16 protein-coding genes are annotated in these 14,403 nt (G+C 72.2%); 10 read left to right on the top strand and 6 right to left on the bottom strand.

Features of this window, described 5'->3' with window-relative positions; genetic code table 11:
- Window positions 1-4: 4 nt before the first annotated feature.
- Window positions 5-640: a PH domain-containing protein gene (locus tag ACFYOP_RS13630; RefSeq protein ID WP_356897080.1), complete on the bottom strand. Its 636-nt coding sequence runs from the start codon at window positions 638-640 to the stop codon at window positions 5-7.
- A 143-nt stretch (window positions 641-783) separates the two neighbouring features.
- Between ACFYOP_RS13630 and deoC the strand changes: the two genes are divergently transcribed.
- The 3 genes from deoC to ACFYOP_RS13615 are packed head-to-tail and all read left to right on the top strand — an operon-like array spanning window position 784 to window position 4,086.
- On the top strand, window positions 784-1,761 hold the full coding sequence (deoC, locus tag ACFYOP_RS13625) for a deoxyribose-phosphate aldolase (protein ID WP_356897303.1): 978 nt from the start codon (window positions 784-786) through the stop codon (window positions 1,759-1,761).
- Between the two features lie 5 nt (window positions 1,762-1,766).
- Complete coding sequence (locus tag ACFYOP_RS13620; RefSeq protein WP_356897078.1) at window positions 1,767-3,203, top strand: aldehyde dehydrogenase family protein; 1,437 nt, start codon at window positions 1,767-1,769, stop codon at window positions 3,201-3,203.
- Window positions 3,196-4,086, top strand: a complete 891-nt coding sequence (locus ACFYOP_RS13615) for an aldehyde dehydrogenase family protein (RefSeq protein ID WP_356897076.1) — start codon at window positions 3,196-3,198, stop codon at window positions 4,084-4,086. Before ACFYOP_RS13620 ends, ACFYOP_RS13615 begins: the two co-directional genes overlap by 8 nt.
- Before the next feature lie 130 nt (window positions 4,087-4,216).
- On the opposite strand, the gene ACFYOP_RS13610 is transcribed toward ACFYOP_RS13615, so the two are convergent.
- Window positions 4,217-4,603 carry a hypothetical protein gene (locus ACFYOP_RS13610; protein WP_356897074.1) on the bottom strand — a complete coding sequence of 129 codons (387 nt, stop codon included), beginning with the start codon at window positions 4,601-4,603 and terminating at the stop codon, window positions 4,217-4,219.
- Window positions 4,604-4,721: 118 nt separating this feature from the next.
- Between ACFYOP_RS13610 and ACFYOP_RS13605 the strand changes: the two genes are divergently transcribed.
- Window positions 4,722-5,351, top strand: a complete 630-nt coding sequence (locus tag ACFYOP_RS13605; RefSeq protein ID WP_356897072.1) for a hypothetical protein — start codon at window positions 4,722-4,724, stop codon at window positions 5,349-5,351.
- A gap of 521 nt (window positions 5,352-5,872) precedes the next feature.
- Here ACFYOP_RS13605 and ACFYOP_RS13600 read toward each other — a convergent pair.
- Window positions 5,873-6,637, bottom strand: coding sequence for a SigE family RNA polymerase sigma factor (locus tag ACFYOP_RS13600; RefSeq protein ID WP_356897070.1), 765 nt, complete (start codon window positions 6,635-6,637; stop codon window positions 5,873-5,875).
- A gap of 181 nt (window positions 6,638-6,818) precedes the next feature.
- On the opposite strand from ACFYOP_RS13600, the gene afsQ1 reads away from it, so the two are divergent.
- The 5 genes from afsQ1 to ACFYOP_RS13575 all read left to right on the top strand — a co-directional run bounded on the left by afsQ1 (window position 6,819) and on the right by ACFYOP_RS13575 (window position 10,762).
- Window positions 6,819-7,496: a two-component system response regulator AfsQ1 gene (afsQ1, locus tag ACFYOP_RS13595; protein WP_175257369.1), complete on the top strand. Its 678-nt coding sequence runs from the start codon at window positions 6,819-6,821 to the stop codon at window positions 7,494-7,496.
- 31 nt (window positions 7,497-7,527) lie between these two features.
- A complete protein-coding gene (locus tag ACFYOP_RS13590) occupies window positions 7,528-9,090 on the top strand; it encodes a HAMP domain-containing sensor histidine kinase (protein ID WP_356897068.1) in 1,563 nt (520 codons plus the stop codon).
- Complete coding sequence (locus ACFYOP_RS13585) at window positions 9,087-9,791, top strand: hypothetical protein (RefSeq protein ID WP_356897066.1); 705 nt, start codon at window positions 9,087-9,089, stop codon at window positions 9,789-9,791. Before ACFYOP_RS13590 ends, ACFYOP_RS13585 begins: the two co-directional genes overlap by 4 nt.
- A gap of 91 nt (window positions 9,792-9,882) precedes the next feature.
- On the top strand, window positions 9,883-10,470 hold the full coding sequence (locus tag ACFYOP_RS13580; protein WP_356897064.1) for a VanZ family protein: 588 nt from the start codon (window positions 9,883-9,885) through the stop codon (window positions 10,468-10,470).
- A gap of 91 nt (window positions 10,471-10,561) precedes the next feature.
- Complete coding sequence (locus ACFYOP_RS13575; RefSeq protein WP_356897062.1) at window positions 10,562-10,762, top strand: PspC domain-containing protein; 201 nt, start codon at window positions 10,562-10,564, stop codon at window positions 10,760-10,762.
- A 17-nt stretch (window positions 10,763-10,779) separates the two neighbouring features.
- Here ACFYOP_RS13575 and ACFYOP_RS13570 read toward each other — a convergent pair whose 3' ends face one another.
- The 3 genes from ACFYOP_RS13570 to ACFYOP_RS13560 all read right to left on the bottom strand — a co-directional run bounded on the left by ACFYOP_RS13570 (window position 10,780) and on the right by ACFYOP_RS13560 (window position 13,299).
- Window positions 10,780-11,544 (bottom strand): hypothetical protein, encoded by a 765-nt coding sequence (locus tag ACFYOP_RS13570; RefSeq protein ID WP_356897060.1) that lies wholly within the window; start codon window positions 11,542-11,544, stop codon window positions 10,780-10,782.
- 89 nt (window positions 11,545-11,633) lie between these two features.
- Window positions 11,634-12,020 carry an ATP-binding protein gene (locus ACFYOP_RS13565; protein WP_356897058.1) on the bottom strand — a complete coding sequence of 129 codons (387 nt, stop codon included), beginning with the start codon at window positions 12,018-12,020 and terminating at the stop codon, window positions 11,634-11,636.
- A gap of 142 nt (window positions 12,021-12,162) precedes the next feature.
- Complete coding sequence (locus tag ACFYOP_RS13560) at window positions 12,163-13,299, bottom strand: adenosine deaminase (RefSeq protein WP_356897056.1); 1,137 nt, start codon at window positions 13,297-13,299, stop codon at window positions 12,163-12,165.
- A gap of 115 nt (window positions 13,300-13,414) precedes the next feature.
- Between ACFYOP_RS13560 and ACFYOP_RS13555 the strand changes: the two genes are divergently transcribed.
- The gene (locus ACFYOP_RS13555; RefSeq protein ID WP_356897054.1) at window positions 13,415-14,284 is read left to right on the top strand and encodes an alpha/beta hydrolase; all 870 of its coding nucleotides are present in this window, start codon (window positions 13,415-13,417) and stop codon (window positions 14,282-14,284) included.
- Window positions 14,285-14,403: the final 119 nt, after the last annotated feature.

Here is a 14,403-nt window from a genome sequence, read left to right as displayed (position 1 = left end):
GCCGTCAGCCCGTGGCGAGCAGGGTCGCCAGCAGGACCGCTCCGGCCGCCGCCGGGGCCATGATCTCGTAGGCCCAGCGGATCTGCGGCTCACCCTGCGCCTCCGGCGCGCGCGAGCGGCGTTCGGCCAGTTCCCGCAGGTCGGCGATGGTCTGGTCGGCGGGCGCCACTCGGGACTTGGCGTCGTCGACGTCGGCGTGCACCGAGGTCCGGCCGTGCGGGTCGTCGTGAGCGGCCTGCGCCTGCCTGCGCGCGGCGATCTTGCGCTTGCGCAGTGAGACGGGGATGGCCCACAGCTGGTACTTCGCACCGCCGCGCGTGAAGATCTCGCTCGAGTAGGAGGCCCGTACGTCGGTCACCGCGCCCCAGGGCAGGACGATGCTGCGGAACGGGTTCCTGATCCGGATGCCGTCATCACCGACGAACACCGCGGGCCGGAAGCTGAACGCGACGACGACCGGGACCGCCAGCAGTCCGCCGGCGAGGGCGAGCCACGGGGTGCGGCCCTCGCCGCGCACGACGGCGTCGACGACCATCCAGCCGAGGAGCGCGAGCAGCAGCCCGCCGCCCGCCATTCCGGCGGACGAGCGGAAGACCCGGTCGCTGTCGGTGGAGGGCGCTGGCTGCTGGGGGCTCGTCATGGTTCCGATTCTGCCGCACGCGGCCCGGGCGGACGCCACGGGCCGGTGCCGGAGAGGTCACGGCTCGGCGCCGCGGACGCCACGCGTCACACCTCACCCCCTGTACAGGTCGCTACGCGCGTAGATATGCTCATCTGGTGACCATGCCCAAGACCGCACCCTCCCCCACAGCCTTCGGCGTGGGCGGGACCCCCATCCCCGACGTGACCGCGTCCGACAGCACTCTGCGCCGCTTCCTGCACGGGCTGCCCGGCGTCGACGCCGTCGGTCTGGAGGCTCGCGCGGCGTCCCTCGGTACGCGTTCCATCAAGACAACGGCCAAGGCGTACGCCATCGATCTGGCCATCTCCATGATCGACTTGACGACGCTCGAAGGCGCGGACACCCCGGGCAAGGTCCGGGCGCTCGCCGCCAAGGCCGTCAACCCCGATCCCACCGACCGCAGCACCCCGACGACCGCCGCGGTCTGCGTCTACCCCGACATGGTGGCGACCGCGAAGGAGTCCCTGAAGGGCTCCGACGTCAAGGTCGCCTCCGTGGCCACCGCCTTCCCGGCCGGGCGCGCCGCCCTCCCGGTGAAGATCGCGGACGTCCGTGACGCGGTCGCCGCCGGCGCCGACGAGATCGACATGGTGATCGACCGCGGCGCCTTCCTGGCCGGCGACTACATGAAGGTGTACGAGGAGATCCGCGCCGTGCGGGACGCCTCCGGCAGCGCCCGGCTCAAGGTCATCTTCGAGACCGGCGAGCTCTCCACGTACGACAACATCCGCCGTGCCTCGTGGCTCGGCATGATCGCCGGCGCGGACTTCATCAAGACGTCGACCGGCAAGGTGGCGGTGAACGCGACCCCGGCGAACACCCTGCTGATGCTTCAGGCCGTCCGGGACTTCCGGGAGCAGACTGGGGTACAGGTGGGCGTGAAGCCCGCCGGCGGCATCCGTACCGCCAAGGACGCGATCAAGTTCCTGGTCCTGGTGAACGAGACCGCGGGCGAGGACTGGCTGGACAGCCACTGGTTCCGCTTCGGCGCGTCGAGCCTGCTCAACGACCTGCTGATGCAGCGGCAGAAGTTGGCGACCGGCCGCTACTCCGGCCCTGACTACGTGACGGTGGACTGATCATCATGGCTTCCGTATTCGCATACGCACCCGCACCCGAATCGCGGTCGATCGTCGACATCGCCCCGTCGTACGGGCTGTTCATCGACGGCGAGTTCACCGACGCCGCCGACGGCAAGGTCTTCAAGACCGTCTCGCCCTCCAGCGAGGAGGTCCTCTCCGAGGTCGCCCGCGCCGGCGCGGAGGACGTGGACCGCGCGGTGAAGGCCGCCCGCAAGGCGTTCGGCAAGTGGTCGGCGCTGCCCGGCCGGGAGCGCGCCAAGTACCTGTTCCGCATCGCCCGGATCATCCAGGAGCGCAGCCGTGAGCTGGCCGTCCTGGAGACCCTGGACAACGGCAAGCCGATCAAGGAGACCCGCGACGCGGACCTCCCGCTGGTCGCCGCGCACTTCTTCTACTACGCGGGCTGGGCCGACAAGCTCGACCACGCCGGCTACGGCGCGAACCCGCGCCCGCTGGGCGTCGCCGGCCAGGTCATCCCGTGGAACTTTCCGCTGCTGATGCTGGCGTGGAAGATCGCCCCGGCGCTGGCCACGGGCAACACGGTGGTCCTCAAGCCCGCCGAGACGACGCCGCTGTCCGCCCTGTTCTTCGCGGACATCTGCCGCCAGGCCGGCCTGCCGAACGGCGTGGTCAACATCCTGCCCGGCTACGGGGACACCGGCGCCGCGCTCGTCGCCCACCCCGATGTGGACAAGGTCGCCTTCACCGGCTCGACCGCGGTCGGCAAGGCCATCGCGCGCGAGATCGCCGGCACGCGCAAGAAGGTCACCCTGGAGCTGGGCGGCAAGGGCGCCAACATCGTCTTCGACGACGCCCCGCTCGACCAGGCCGTCGAGGGCATCGTCAACGGCATCTTCTTCAACCAGGGCCAGGTCTGCTGCGCGGGCTCGCGCCTGCTGGTCCAGGAGTCGATCCAGGACGAGCTGCTCGACGCGCTCAAGCGCCGGCTGTCCACGCTGCGCCTCGGCGACCCGATGGACAAGAACACCGACATCGGCGCGATCAACTCCCCGGAGCAGTTGTCCCGCATCACCACGCTCGTCGAGGCCGGCGAGGCGGAGGGCGCGGAGCGCTGGTCCCCGGCGTGCGAGCTGCCGGCCTCCGGCTACTGGTTCGCGCCGACGCTGTTCACGAACGTCACCCAGGCGCACCGGATCGCGCGCGACGAGATCTTCGGCCCGGTGCTGTCCGTGCTGACGTTCCGCACCCCGGACGAGGCGGTCGCCAAGGCGAACAACAGCCAGTACGGCCTGTCCGCCGGCATCTGGACGGAGAAGGGCTCCCGCATCCTCGCGGTGGCGAACAAGCTCCGCGCCGGTGTGGTGTGGGCCAACACGTTCAACAAGTTCGACCCGACCTCGCCGTTCGGCGGCTACAAGGAGTCGGGCTTCGGCCGCGAGGGCGGCCGTCACGGTCTGGAGGCGTACCTCGATGTCTGAGCCGATGCGACTGAGCGTCTTCAAGACCTACAAGCTGTACGTCGGGGGCAAGTTCCCCCGCTCCGAGAGCGGCCGGGTGTACGAGGTGACCGACGCAAAGGGCAAGTGGCTGGCCAACGTGCCCCTCTCCTCCCGCAAGGACGCGCGTGACGCGGTCGTCGCCGCGCGCAAGGCGTTCGGCGGCTGGTCGGGCGCGACCGCGTACAACCGCGGCCAGGTCCTCTACCGCATCGCCGAGATGCTGGAGGGCCGCAAGGACCAGTTCGTCCGCGAGGTCGCGCAGTCCGAGGGCCTGTCGAAGTCGAAGGCCGCGGACGTCGTCGACGCGGCGATCGACCGCTGGGTCTGGTACGCGGGCTGGACAGACAAGATCGCCCAGATCGCGGGCGGCGCGAACCCGGTCGCGGGCCCGTTCTTCAACCTCTCCACCCCGGAGCCGACGGGCGTGGTGACGGTCGTCGCGCCGCAGGAGTCGTCGTTCCTCGGGCTCGTCTCGGTCGTCGCGCCGGTCGTCGCGACCGGCAACACGGCCGTGGTGATCGCTTCGGAGAAGACCCCGCTGCCGGCCCTGTCGCTGGGCGAGGTGCTCGCCACCTCCGACCTGCCCGGCGGGGTGGTCAACATCCTCTCCGGGCGTACGGCGGAGCTCGCGGCGCCGCTGGCCGCGCACCAGGACGTCAACGGCATCGACCTCACCGGCGCCGACGAGGTGCTGGCGAAGGAGCTGGAGGTCGCCGCCGCGGACAACCTCAAGCGCGTGCTGCGTCCACAGGCTGTGGATTTCTCGGCCGATCCCGGCACGCACCGTCTGACGGCGTTCCTGGAGACCAAGACGGTCTGGCACCCGACCGGTTCGCTCGGCGCGTCCGGCTCGGCGTACTGACGTCCACGGCGTACTGACGCCCACGGACCGAAGCCCCTGCCTCTCCGTCCGGAGGCAGGGGCTTCTTGCTTCTTCCTTGCTTCTTCCTTGCTTCTTCCTTGCTTCTTCCTTGCTTCTTCCTTGAGGTCGGCTACGGCAGCAGTCCGCCGGCGACCGGGCCGGCCACCGGCAGGTCCTCGAGCGCCTGACCCTTGGTGATGTTGTCCGTCGCGAACGCGGTGCTGACCGGCTTGAAGTCGGCGACCTGGGTGCCCACCGCGTTGTCGAGCGGGTCCACGCCGGTGTTGGCCAGCGGGTGGAGCTGGAGGCTCTTGAGCTCGCTCACCCCGCTCACCGAGTTGGTGAGCAGCCCCGTCGCGGCCCCCAGCGGCCCGCCCGCGACCGCGTCCGCCCCGGCGGCGGGGGCGGCGTGCGCGGCCGCTCCGCCCGCGCCGAGAGCGGCGCCCGCCGCCATGACGGTGAGTCCCGCGCGCAGCAGTGCGCGCCGCTGGTTCCTGGAAGCTGCGTGACGAGCCATGTTTTCCTGACCAATCGTGTGATCGTGCGCGTACGTGACGTAGCCGGGACTGTGACGCTCCTACCAACCGGGAGCCCGAGGGGTTCCGGGGGCCGTTCATGCGTCACACTTGTCTCCCGTGAGTTCCCAACCCATCCCGACCCGCGTCGTGCTGCTCGCGGGCCCCTCCGGTTCCGGAAAGTCCTCTCTCGCCGCCCGCACCGGCCTGCCGGTCCTGCGCCTGGACGACTTCTACAAAGAGGGCAACGACCCGACGCTTCCCCTGGTGACGGGCAGCACGGACATCGACTGGGACTCGCCGTCCTCCTGGGACGCGGACGCCGCGGTCGAGGCGATAGCGGAACTGTGCCGCAGCGGCCGGACCGCCGTGCCGGTGTACGACATCGCGACCAGCTCCCGGACGGGTACGGAGACGCTCGACATCGACCGCACCCCGCTGTTCGTCGCCGAGGGCATCTTCGCGGCCGACATCGTGCGCCGCTGCGAGGAGCTGGGCGTCCTGGCCGACGCGCTGTGCCTGCGCGGCCGGCCGTCCACGACGTTCCGCCGCCGGCTGGCGCGCGATCTGCGTGAGGGCCGCAAGTCGGTCCCGTTCCTGCTGCGCCGCGGCTGGCGCCTGATGCGCGCGGAGCGCGGCATCGTCGCCCGCCAGGCCGGACTGGGCGCGCACCCCTGCGGCAAGGCGGAGGCCCTCGGCCGCCTCGCGGCCGCGGCAGCGGGCCGCTGCCGCACCCCCTCCGCGGCGTAGCCCGCCGGGCGCGGGGTGCCGTCGCCGACGACCCGACAGCCAGGGCAGCCCGACCGGTTCACTTCCGACGCGGCCGGCACCGTGCAGCCCGCCGGGCCCCCGGCTGGGCGCGCACCCCTGCGGCAAGGCCGCGGCACTCGGCCCGCTGCCGTACGCCTACGGCCAGGACGGCCCGGGCGGTTCACGCCCCCGGCGCGGGCGGCACTGTTGCGCGCCCCAGGCGGCAGGGCCCGAAGCGCTCGGCCGCCTCGCAGCGGCGGGCCGCTGCCGCACATCCTCGGCGGCACAGCCCGCAGGGCGGCCGGTGCCGGAGGCCCACCCCGCCGCCACCGGCGACCGGAGGCGTGAACCGGCAGGGCGGCCCCGCCCGTTCACGCGCCCGCAGACAACAGGAGCGGGGCCGGACAGAACCCCCCGGTCTGTCCGGCCCCGCTCCGTTCCCCCGTGGATCCCCGTGTCCCCCGTGGATCCCTTCCGCCGTCTCCCCCGAAACGGCGGCCCCCGTGTTTCCCCCGTTGCCTTCAGGCCACCAGCTCGCCGAAGGACTCTTCCTCGTCACGGCCGAAGCTGAGGACCTCGTCCTCACGCAGCCGGCGGAGCGACCGCCAGATGCTCGACTTCACCGTGCCGACACTGATGTCCAGGATGTCCGCGATCTCCGGGTCGGTGCGGCCCTCGTAGTAGCGGAGGACCAGCATCGTGCGCTGGAGTTCGGGGAGCCTGGCGAGCGCCTGCCACAGGACCGCGCGCAGCTCGGTGCCCCGCATGGCGTCGGTGTCGCCGACCGTCTCCGGCAGCTCCTCCGTGGGGTACTCGTTGAGCTTGCGCCGGCGCCAGGCGCTGATGTGCAGATTCGTCATCGTGCGGCGCAGGTAGCCCCCGACCGCCGCCTTGTCGCTGATCCGGTCCCAGGCCCGGTACGTGGAGAAGAGCGCGCTCTGCAGCAGGTCCTCCGCCTCGTAACGGTCACCGGTCAGGTGGTAGGCCGTCGCGTACAGGGAGGCGCGGCGTTCCCTCACGTAGGCCGTGAACTCGGCCTCCGAGCAGGACGTCCGCTCCCCCGTGACCTCCCCGTACGCGGTCCCGCTTCCCCCCGTGGGTGCGTCAACCACCGCCATGAAGGGCTGGCGCCCCTGCTCCGCGGACGACGGCTTGTGCTGACGCCCGGCGCCGCGAACGCACCCCCGCCCGTTCACGGCGCCGGACTTCTCGGTGCTCCGCACGACGGCGACGTCGTGGAGACGTGTCACAACTGCGCTTGAGGTGGTGCTGTGCAGTGCGTTCATCCCGCGCCCCCCGTCGAGTGGAGTCTGTTTCGTTCGGTGTGCTGAGAACTCTGCCGGGGCTGTTTCATGGCGGTGTCCGCCGACTGTCACAGGCGCGTCACAAGGAAAGGAGTCGGGTGCGTTGCCGTCCTGAGACCCCGGGGAGTCGAACTGGGGCTCCCCATGGGCCAGAATGACCCCCGTGCCTTTCCTGTTGCTGATCGAGGACGACGACGCCATCCGCACGGCCCTCGAACTCTCGCTGTCACGCCAGGGCCACCGAGTGGCCACCGCGGCGACGGGAGAGGACGGCCTGAAACTGCTGCGTGAGCAGCGGCCCGACCTGATCGTGCTGGATGTGATGCTGCCCGGGATCGACGGTTTCGAGGTGTGCCGCCGGATCAGGCGCACCGACCAGCTGCCGATCATCCTGCTGACCGCCCGCAGCGACGACATCGACGTCGTGGTGGGTCTGGAGTCCGGTGCCGACGACTATGTCGTCAAGCCGGTCCAGGGACGGGTGCTGGACGCCCGTATCCGTGCCGTACTGCGGCGCGGCGAGCGGGAGTCGACCGATTCGGCGACGTTCGGCTCCCTGGTGATCGACCGTTCCGCGATGACGGTCACCAAGAACGGCGAGGATCTGCAGCTCACGCCGACCGAGCTGCGTCTTCTGCTGGAACTGAGCCGCCGGCCGGGGCAGGCGCTGTCGCGTCAGCAACTGCTGCGGCTGGTGTGGGAACACGACTACCTCGGCGACTCGCGTCTGGTGGACGCGTGCGTGCAGCGGCTGCGGGCGAAGGTGGAGGACGTGCCGTCCTCGCCGACCCTGATCCGCACGGTGCGCGGCGTGGGCTACCGGCTGGACGTCCCGCAGTGAGAGAACCGCACGTCAGAGGCGGGACCGTCCGGTGAGCCGTGACACCGGGGAGGCCGGTGGGCCGCGCCGCGGCATTCTCGCCGGGATCCGCCTGACCAGTCTGCGGCTGCGCCTGGTGGTGGTCTTCGGGCTCGTCGCGCTCACCGCGGCCGTGTCCGCGTCCGGCATCGCGTACTGGCTCAACCGGGAGGCGGTGCTGACCCGTACCCAGGACGCGGCGCTCGACGACTTCCGGCAGGACATGCAGAGCCACGCCGCCGCGCTGCCGCTGCGGCCCACGCAGGACGATCTGCAGCGGACGGCCGAGCGGATGGCGGACGGCGACAAGGGCTACAGCGTGCTGCTGATCGGCGAACGCGCGGAGGGCAAGCCGATCGTCGGCGTCTCCGACCAGGATGCCTTCACCATGGCGGACGTGCCGCAGTCGCTGCGGGACGCGGTCGACGACCGGCAGCAGATCGCCGCGGGGAACACGGTGCCGTACCACCTGTTCTGGCAGCGCACCGAGCGCGGCGGGACGCCGTATCTGGTGGGCGGCACGCGGATCGTCGGCGGCGGGCCGACCGGCTACATGTTCAAGTCGCTCGACCAGGAGCGCCAGGACCTCAACTCGCTCGCCTGGTCGCTGGGGATCGCCACGCTGCTCGCCCTGATCGGCTCCGCGCTGCTCGCGCAGGCCGCGGCGACGACCGTGCTGCGGCCGGTGCACCGGCTGGGCGAGGCGGCCAGGCAGCTCGGCGAGGGCAAGCTCGACACCCGGCTGCGGGTCTCCGGCACGGACGAACTGGCCGAGCTCTCGCGGACGTTCAACAAGACGGCGGCGGCGCTGGAGAAGAAGGTCGCCGACATGAGCGCCCGCGACGAGTCCAGCCGGCGCTTCGTCGCCGACATGTCGCACGAGCTGCGTACGCCGCTGACCGCGCTGACCGCCGTCACCGAGGTGCTGGAGGACGAGGCGGACAGCCTCGACCCGATGATCGCCCCGGCCGTCAACCTGGTGGTCAGCGAGACGCGGCGGCTGTACGACCTGGTGGAGAACCTGATGGAGGTGACCCGCTTCGACGCGGGCACCGCGCGGCTCGTGCTGGACACCGTGGACGTCGCCGACCAGGTCACCGCCTGCATCGACGCCCGCGCCTGGCTGGACGCGGTGGAGCTGGACGCGGAGCGCGGCATCATGGCGCGGCTCGACCCGCGCCGGCTCGACGTGATCCTGGCCAATCTGATCGGCAACGCGCTCAAGCACGGCGGCTCCCCGGTCCGGGTGTCCGTGCGGCCCGTCGACCACGAGCTGGTGATCGAGGTTCGGGACCACGGCCCGGGCATTCCGGAAGAGGTCCTGCCGCACGTGTTCGACCGGTTCTACAAGGCCAGCGCGTCCCGGCCGCGTTCCGAGGGCAGCGGTCTCGGGCTGTCGATCGCCGTGGAGAACGCGCACATCCACGGCGGCGACATCACCGCGGCGAACTCCCCCGACGGCGGCGGCGCGGTGTTCGTGCTGCGGCTGCCGCGCGACGTCTCGGCGCTGCCGGGCGGCGCGGACGGCACGGGCGCGGACGAGAGCGACGAGCGGGGAGAGGAAGACGCGCTGTGACAGCGGTGGGGACGGGGGCCGTCATAGGCAGCGCGCGTGCCGCGTACGGGACCGGCGCGCTCCGGCGTCGCCGCGGCGGGCGCGGTCCGGCGGCGGCCGCAGTCGCGGTGGCCGCCCTGGTGCTCGCCCTCGGCGGGTGCGGGATCAGGACCACACAGGTGCCGGTGGACGCCGGGCCGGCGCCCTCGCGGGTCCCGTGCGAGGTGTCCGGCTCGAGCATCAGCCCGCAGGCGCAGGAGCAGGGCGTGCCGGTCAGGGTGTATCTGATGTGCGCCGCTCAGCTCGTGCCCGTCGACCGTACGGCCGAGATCGTCGAGAGCAGGGCCGCCGACAGTCCGCCCGCATTCGCCCAGGCGGTCCTGGACGAGCTGCTGGAGGAGCCTTCGCCACCGGAGCAGGAGGCGGGCTTCACGACGTACGTCCGCGGACCGCTGCGGGTGAACGGCGCCAGGGGCGACGACCCGGCGGGGACCCTGCGGCTGAGCCGCCAGCCGGAGGACCTGCCGACTCCGGCGCTGGCCCAGATCGTGTGCACCCTGGCGGAGAGCCGGGCCGCCGGGGAGGGCGGCGCCGTGCTGCTCGGCGGGCCGGGGGACTACGCGCCGCGCGCGTACGCCTGCTCCACGCTCACCAAGGAGCGGCCGGAGGGCGCGGTGCCCACGCTGAGCGCACTGCCCTCACCGGCCCCGGCGGCCTCGTAGCGGCACTCGCCCACCGCGCCGGAAAGCACACCGGAATCCGTACCGGAATCCCTGCGGAACCGTTTCGCGCCGCGTGTGCGTCTAGGGGTGCGTGCAGCGTCAAGGTTCGGGCGGCAGTGCCGCCATCAGCTTCCGCGCGGCGGGGGTCGCCCTCCTCCTCGTCCATCTGCTGCTCGTGTCCTGGCTGACGCTGCGGCCACTCGACGTCATGTGGGTGACGGCGGCGAATCTGGAACCGTTCGCCGGGATCAGGACCGCTCTGGAGCTGGGGCCCGTGGAGGCCGTCCGGCGCATCGGCGGCGGGCTGCTCCTGCTGGCGCCTCTCGGAATTCTGCTGCCGATGGTGAGCGGCCGGCTCGCCGTGTCCCCCTGGGCGTCGCTGACCCGCACGGTGGCCGCGGGCGCGCTGATGTCGCTGGGGATCGAGCTGCTGCAGACCGGGGTCCCCGGCCAGGTCGTCGACGTCGACTCGCTGATGCTGAACACGGCGGGCGTCGCGCTCGCCCACCTCGCCGTCGTGCCCGCGGGCCGGGCCCGGCTGCGCCGCAGGCTGCTGCGTGCCCGCTCGGGGGCCGCGCCGCGCGGCCGTGAGCGCGAGGTGCGACGCGGCGTGATGCTCCGGGAGGAGAGCGCTCAGGGCTCGACCCCGACGATTCCCAGGGTCGGGATCGCCCCGTAGAGCGACGCTTCATCACCTTCGCGACGTCACCATGGATACATCGGGAGCACACGGAGAGGCTCCCGGGAAACCACTCGTGAAGGAGCCCACCATGGCCGCAATTGCCCGCCCCCGTGACGGCCGCATGATCGGCGGCGTGTGCGCAGCGCTGGCCAGGCGTTTCGGTATGTCGGCCACCACGATGCGCGTGATCTTCGTGGCCTCGTGTCTGCTGCCGGGCCCGCAGGTCCTGCTCTACCTGGCGCTGTGGATACTGCTGCCGGCCGAGAAGACGGCCACCGATGCCTGGTGACCCGTCGTCCGGGACGGTCAGCGGGCGAGCCGGTGCGCGAGTTTCGCGAGCTGTTCGCCGACGACCTCTCCGGGCACCCGCGGCGGCTTGCGGCCCGCGAGGTCGAACGCCGTGAAGCGGGCCACGGTCGCGCCCGAGCGGACGACGACCACGTGTACGGGCGCGACGGCCACCTCGTCGGAGGCGACCGCGGTCCAGCTGACGCTCTCGTCGCCGCCGCGGGCGTTGAACGGCACCGCCTGGACCTGGCGGTAGGTGGCGCCGCGGCCGTCCAGTGTCGCCACGAAGCCGGCGCCGCACGCGGCGACCGCCGCTTCGAGACCGTCGATCAGTGCCTTCGCGTCCGTCTCGCGGTACGAGCTGAGTGACGCCGAAACGGCGAGGCCGAGGCTGTCGAGCGAACCGAGGCCCCGGTCCACGGTGTGACGGGCCCGCGGGTCGGGTTCCGCTCCCATGGCGTCGGCGAGCGGCTGGCACGCGGCCTTGTCGGCGCGGGGCCGGCCCGCCGGCGCCAGTGCGCTCTGTCCGGCGGAGACCTGGAAGCCCGGCAGATCGCCGGTGGCGAGGGCCGCCCGCTCCAGTTCGGGCGCGGTGAGCGGTACGGACGCGTCACCGCCGGGGCCGTCACCGCCCTTGGCCCCTCCGGCGCCGGTGGCCGGGACCGTTCCCGCCGGCGCCGCGCCGGCCGGGCCGGGGCCGTCGTGTCCCGTACAGGCGGCCGTGGCCAGCAGCAGTGCGCAGAGGGCACCGAGTGCACGAAGTCCGGTGGTCGTGGCTCGCATGGCGGCGATCCTGGCACAAGCGCCGCGGGGCGCACACCCTGTCCGGGTGTGCGCCCCGCGCACGTCGCTCTGCGGCGATGTCGTCGGGCTCAGAGGCCGGGCACCAGGCCGTTCACCGGCAGGCCGCCCAGCGCGCCGAGGGGGGAACCGCCGCCGAGCACCGGCAGGCCGCCGAGCAGACCGGCGACCGGGTCGGTCGCGCCGGCCGGGGCGACCTCGCCGACGGTGCCCTGCGCGGTGGCGGGGAGGGTGGACGCGCTGTCGGTGAGCGCGCCCTGATCACCGGTCAGCGTCTCGGCAGCGCCCGCCGGGAGCTTTCCGGTGACCTCGTCGAGCGGCAGCGTGTGGGAGACGTTGCCCAGCGCTTGGGTCGGGGCGGGCACCGTGGAGGCCGCGGAGGCGCTCCCCGCGGCGGCGGCGGCGAAGGCGGCGCCGAGAGCGGCGACACCGAGGGTCTTGGCAGCAGACTGCTTCATCAGGAACGGATCCTTGGGGACGGGAACATGAGCGACTCTGCAAGCTAGCCAGCTTCGCACAGCCGCCGCAAACACCGCGAAACGGCCGGAAATTGACGGCTCCGGCCGTTTCGGGTAGGCGGCGTACGGGTGACCCCGGCGCTCAATTCCCGGTGGTGGCGGTCTGCTTGAACAGCCACTCGGACTTGAGCTCGGCGAAACCGGGCTTGATCACGTCATTGATCATCGCCAGTCGTTCATCGAAAGGGATGAACGCGGACTTCATCGCGTTGACGGTGAACCACTGCATGTCGTCGAGCGTGTATCCGAACGCCTCGGTCAGCAGCTCGAATTCACGGGTCATGCTGGTGCCGCTCATCAGCCGGTTGTCGGTGTTCACGGTGGCCCTGAAGTGCAGTTTCCGCAGCAGCCCGATGGGGTGCTGCGCGATCGAGTCCGCGGCCCCCGTCTGGAGGTTGGACGTCGGGCACATCTCCAGCGGGATGCGCTTGTCCCGCACGTACGCCGCGAGCCGGCCCAGGGTCACGGAGCCGTCGTCGGCGACCTCGATGTCGTCGATGATCCGTACGCCGTGGCCGAGGCGGTCGGCGCCGCACCACTGAAGGGCCTGCCAGATCGACGGCAGGCCGAACGCCTCGCCCGCGTGGATGGTGAAGTGGTTGTTCTCGCGCTTGAGGTACTCGAAGGCGTCGAGGTGCCGGGTGGGCGGGAAGCCGGCCTCCGCGCCGGCGATGTCGAAGCCGACGACGCCCTTGTCGCGGTAGGCGTTGGCGAGCTCGGCGATCTCCAGGGCGCGGGCGGCGTGCCGCATCGCGGTCAGCAGGGCTCCGACCCTGATGCGGTGGCCGTCCGCCCTGGCCAGCCGCTCGCCCTCGCGGAAGCCTTCGTTGACCGCCTCGACGACCTCCTCGAGGCTCAGCCCGGCCTCGAGGTGCTGCTCGGGGGCGTAGCGGACCTCCGCGTAGACGACACCGTCCTCCGCCAGGTCCTGCGCGCACTCGGCGGCCACCCGGAACAGCGCGTCACGGCTCTGCATGACGGCGCAGGTGTGGGCGAAGGTCTCCAGGTAGCGCTCCAGCGATCCGGAGTCGGCGGCTTCCCGGAACCAGATGCCGAGCTTGTCGGGCTCGGTTTCCGGCAGTGCCTCGTAGCCGGCGTCACGGGCGAGGTCGATAATCGTGCCGGGCCGCAGACCACCGTCGAGGTGGTCGTGGAGCAGCACCTTCGGGGCGCGGCGGATCTGGTCCGAGGTGGGCGAATTGAGGGTCTGGCTCGTCATCTGGGCACTCTAGCGCCTACGCGCGTAGAGCGCGCCCCTTCGGATCGCCTGTCGATACGTAACAGTGACCGCGCGTACGGGTGGCGTACACCTCGCCTTCTGAGACTGTTCTGCCATGGGACACCACGCACTGCCCCGGTGGTGGGGGCGTCCGGCCGCCGCGGCCGGAGGGGCGAGCGCAGCCGGTGAGGCGACGGTCGCGCACGTGGCACGAGAGGGGCGGACACCGCCGCGGGCGAGGCTGGGCAGTCTGCCGCGGCGCTCCGTCTTCCTGGGCGGCGGCGGCGATTCGGCGGTGGCCGGTGTGGTGCTGCTCCTGCCGGACGGCGAGCCGGAGTCGGCGCGCAGGGCGTCGGCCCTGTCGTCCGCGGCGGTGCTGCCGCTGGGCCGCACGCTGGCCAGGGCGGGGCGCGACGACGGCCTGACCGTGCACAGCGTCCGCTACCGCGGCCGGGGCTGGAACGGCCCCGACGCACAACTCGCCGCGGACGCGGCGTGGGCCGTCGAGGAGGTCGTACGCCGCTACGGCGACGTGCCGGTGTGTCTGACCGGTCACGGCATGGGCGGACGGGCCGCGCTGCGGGCGGCGGGCCATCCCGCGGTCAACTCCGTGCTGGCGCTGGCGCCGTGGCTGCCGGAGGACGACATGGCGGCGGAGCCGGAGCCGGTGGAGCAGCTGGTGGACCGGCGGGTGCTGATCGTGCACGGCACGAACGACGCGCGCACCGACCCGGAGCTGTCCTACCGGCTCGCCGAGCGCGCCAAGAAGTCCCACCGGGACGTCTGCCGCTTCGAGGTGCACTCGGACGGGCACGCGCTGCGCCAGTACCAGGAGGAAGTGCACGCGCTGGCCGTGGACTTCGTGCGCGGCTCGCTCTTCACGGGGCTGTACGCGCGGCCGGTCGCGGACGCGCTGGCGGCGCCGCCGCCGCTGGGCCTGCGGATGCCGCTGGCGGCGGGCTTCGGGAGATCGCTCCGGACGTGACGGGGCGCCTGCGGCGGGCTCGCTCCCCCGTTATGTTTTTCGCGGTCCTGCAACGGGACCGCTGGCCTCCGGGCCCGGCATGACTGTGTCCCCCTGTCGAAGGCATGACCTGGGGGGTG

Origin of the sequence: Streptomyces sp. NPDC006294 (assembly GCF_042870895.1) — a bacterium.
In the GTDB taxonomy this organism is placed as follows: Bacteria; Actinomycetota; Actinomycetes; order Streptomycetales; family Streptomycetaceae; genus Streptomyces.
This window is presented reverse-complemented; position numbering and strand designations above follow the sequence as displayed.

What these genes read in the sequence shown, in the direction of transcription:
- ACFYOP_RS13555 (WP_356897054.1), top strand. Translation starts at nt 13,415, where the DNA reads ATGGGACACCACGCACTGCCCCGGTGGTGGGGGCGTCCGGCCGCCGCG.
- ACFYOP_RS13570 (WP_356897060.1), bottom strand. Translation starts at nt 11,544, where the DNA reads ATGCGAGCCACGACCACCGGACTTCGTGCACTCGGTGCCCTCTGCGCA.
- ACFYOP_RS13620 (WP_356897078.1), top strand. Translation starts at nt 1,767, where the DNA reads ATGGCTTCCGTATTCGCATACGCACCCGCACCCGAATCGCGGTCGATC.
- ACFYOP_RS13615 (WP_356897076.1), top strand. Translation starts at nt 3,196, where the DNA reads ATGTCTGAGCCGATGCGACTGAGCGTCTTCAAGACCTACAAGCTGTAC.
- deoC (WP_356897303.1), top strand. Translation starts at nt 784, where the DNA reads ATGCCCAAGACCGCACCCTCCCCCACAGCCTTCGGCGTGGGCGGGACC.
- ACFYOP_RS13560 (WP_356897056.1), bottom strand. Translation starts at nt 13,299, where the DNA reads ATGACGAGCCAGACCCTCAATTCGCCCACCTCGGACCAGATCCGCCGC.
- ACFYOP_RS13575 (WP_356897062.1), top strand. Translation starts at nt 10,562, where the DNA reads ATGGCCGCAATTGCCCGCCCCCGTGACGGCCGCATGATCGGCGGCGTG.
- ACFYOP_RS13565 (WP_356897058.1), bottom strand. Translation starts at nt 12,020, where the DNA reads ATGAAGCAGTCTGCTGCCAAGACCCTCGGTGTCGCCGCTCTCGGCGCC.
- ACFYOP_RS13610 (WP_356897074.1), bottom strand. Translation starts at nt 4,603, where the DNA reads ATGGCTCGTCACGCAGCTTCCAGGAACCAGCGGCGCGCACTGCTGCGC.
- ACFYOP_RS13600 (WP_356897070.1), bottom strand. Translation starts at nt 6,637, where the DNA reads ATGAACGCACTGCACAGCACCACCTCAAGCGCAGTTGTGACACGTCTC.
- ACFYOP_RS13630 (WP_356897080.1), bottom strand. Translation starts at nt 640, where the DNA reads ATGACGAGCCCCCAGCAGCCAGCGCCCTCCACCGACAGCGACCGGGTC.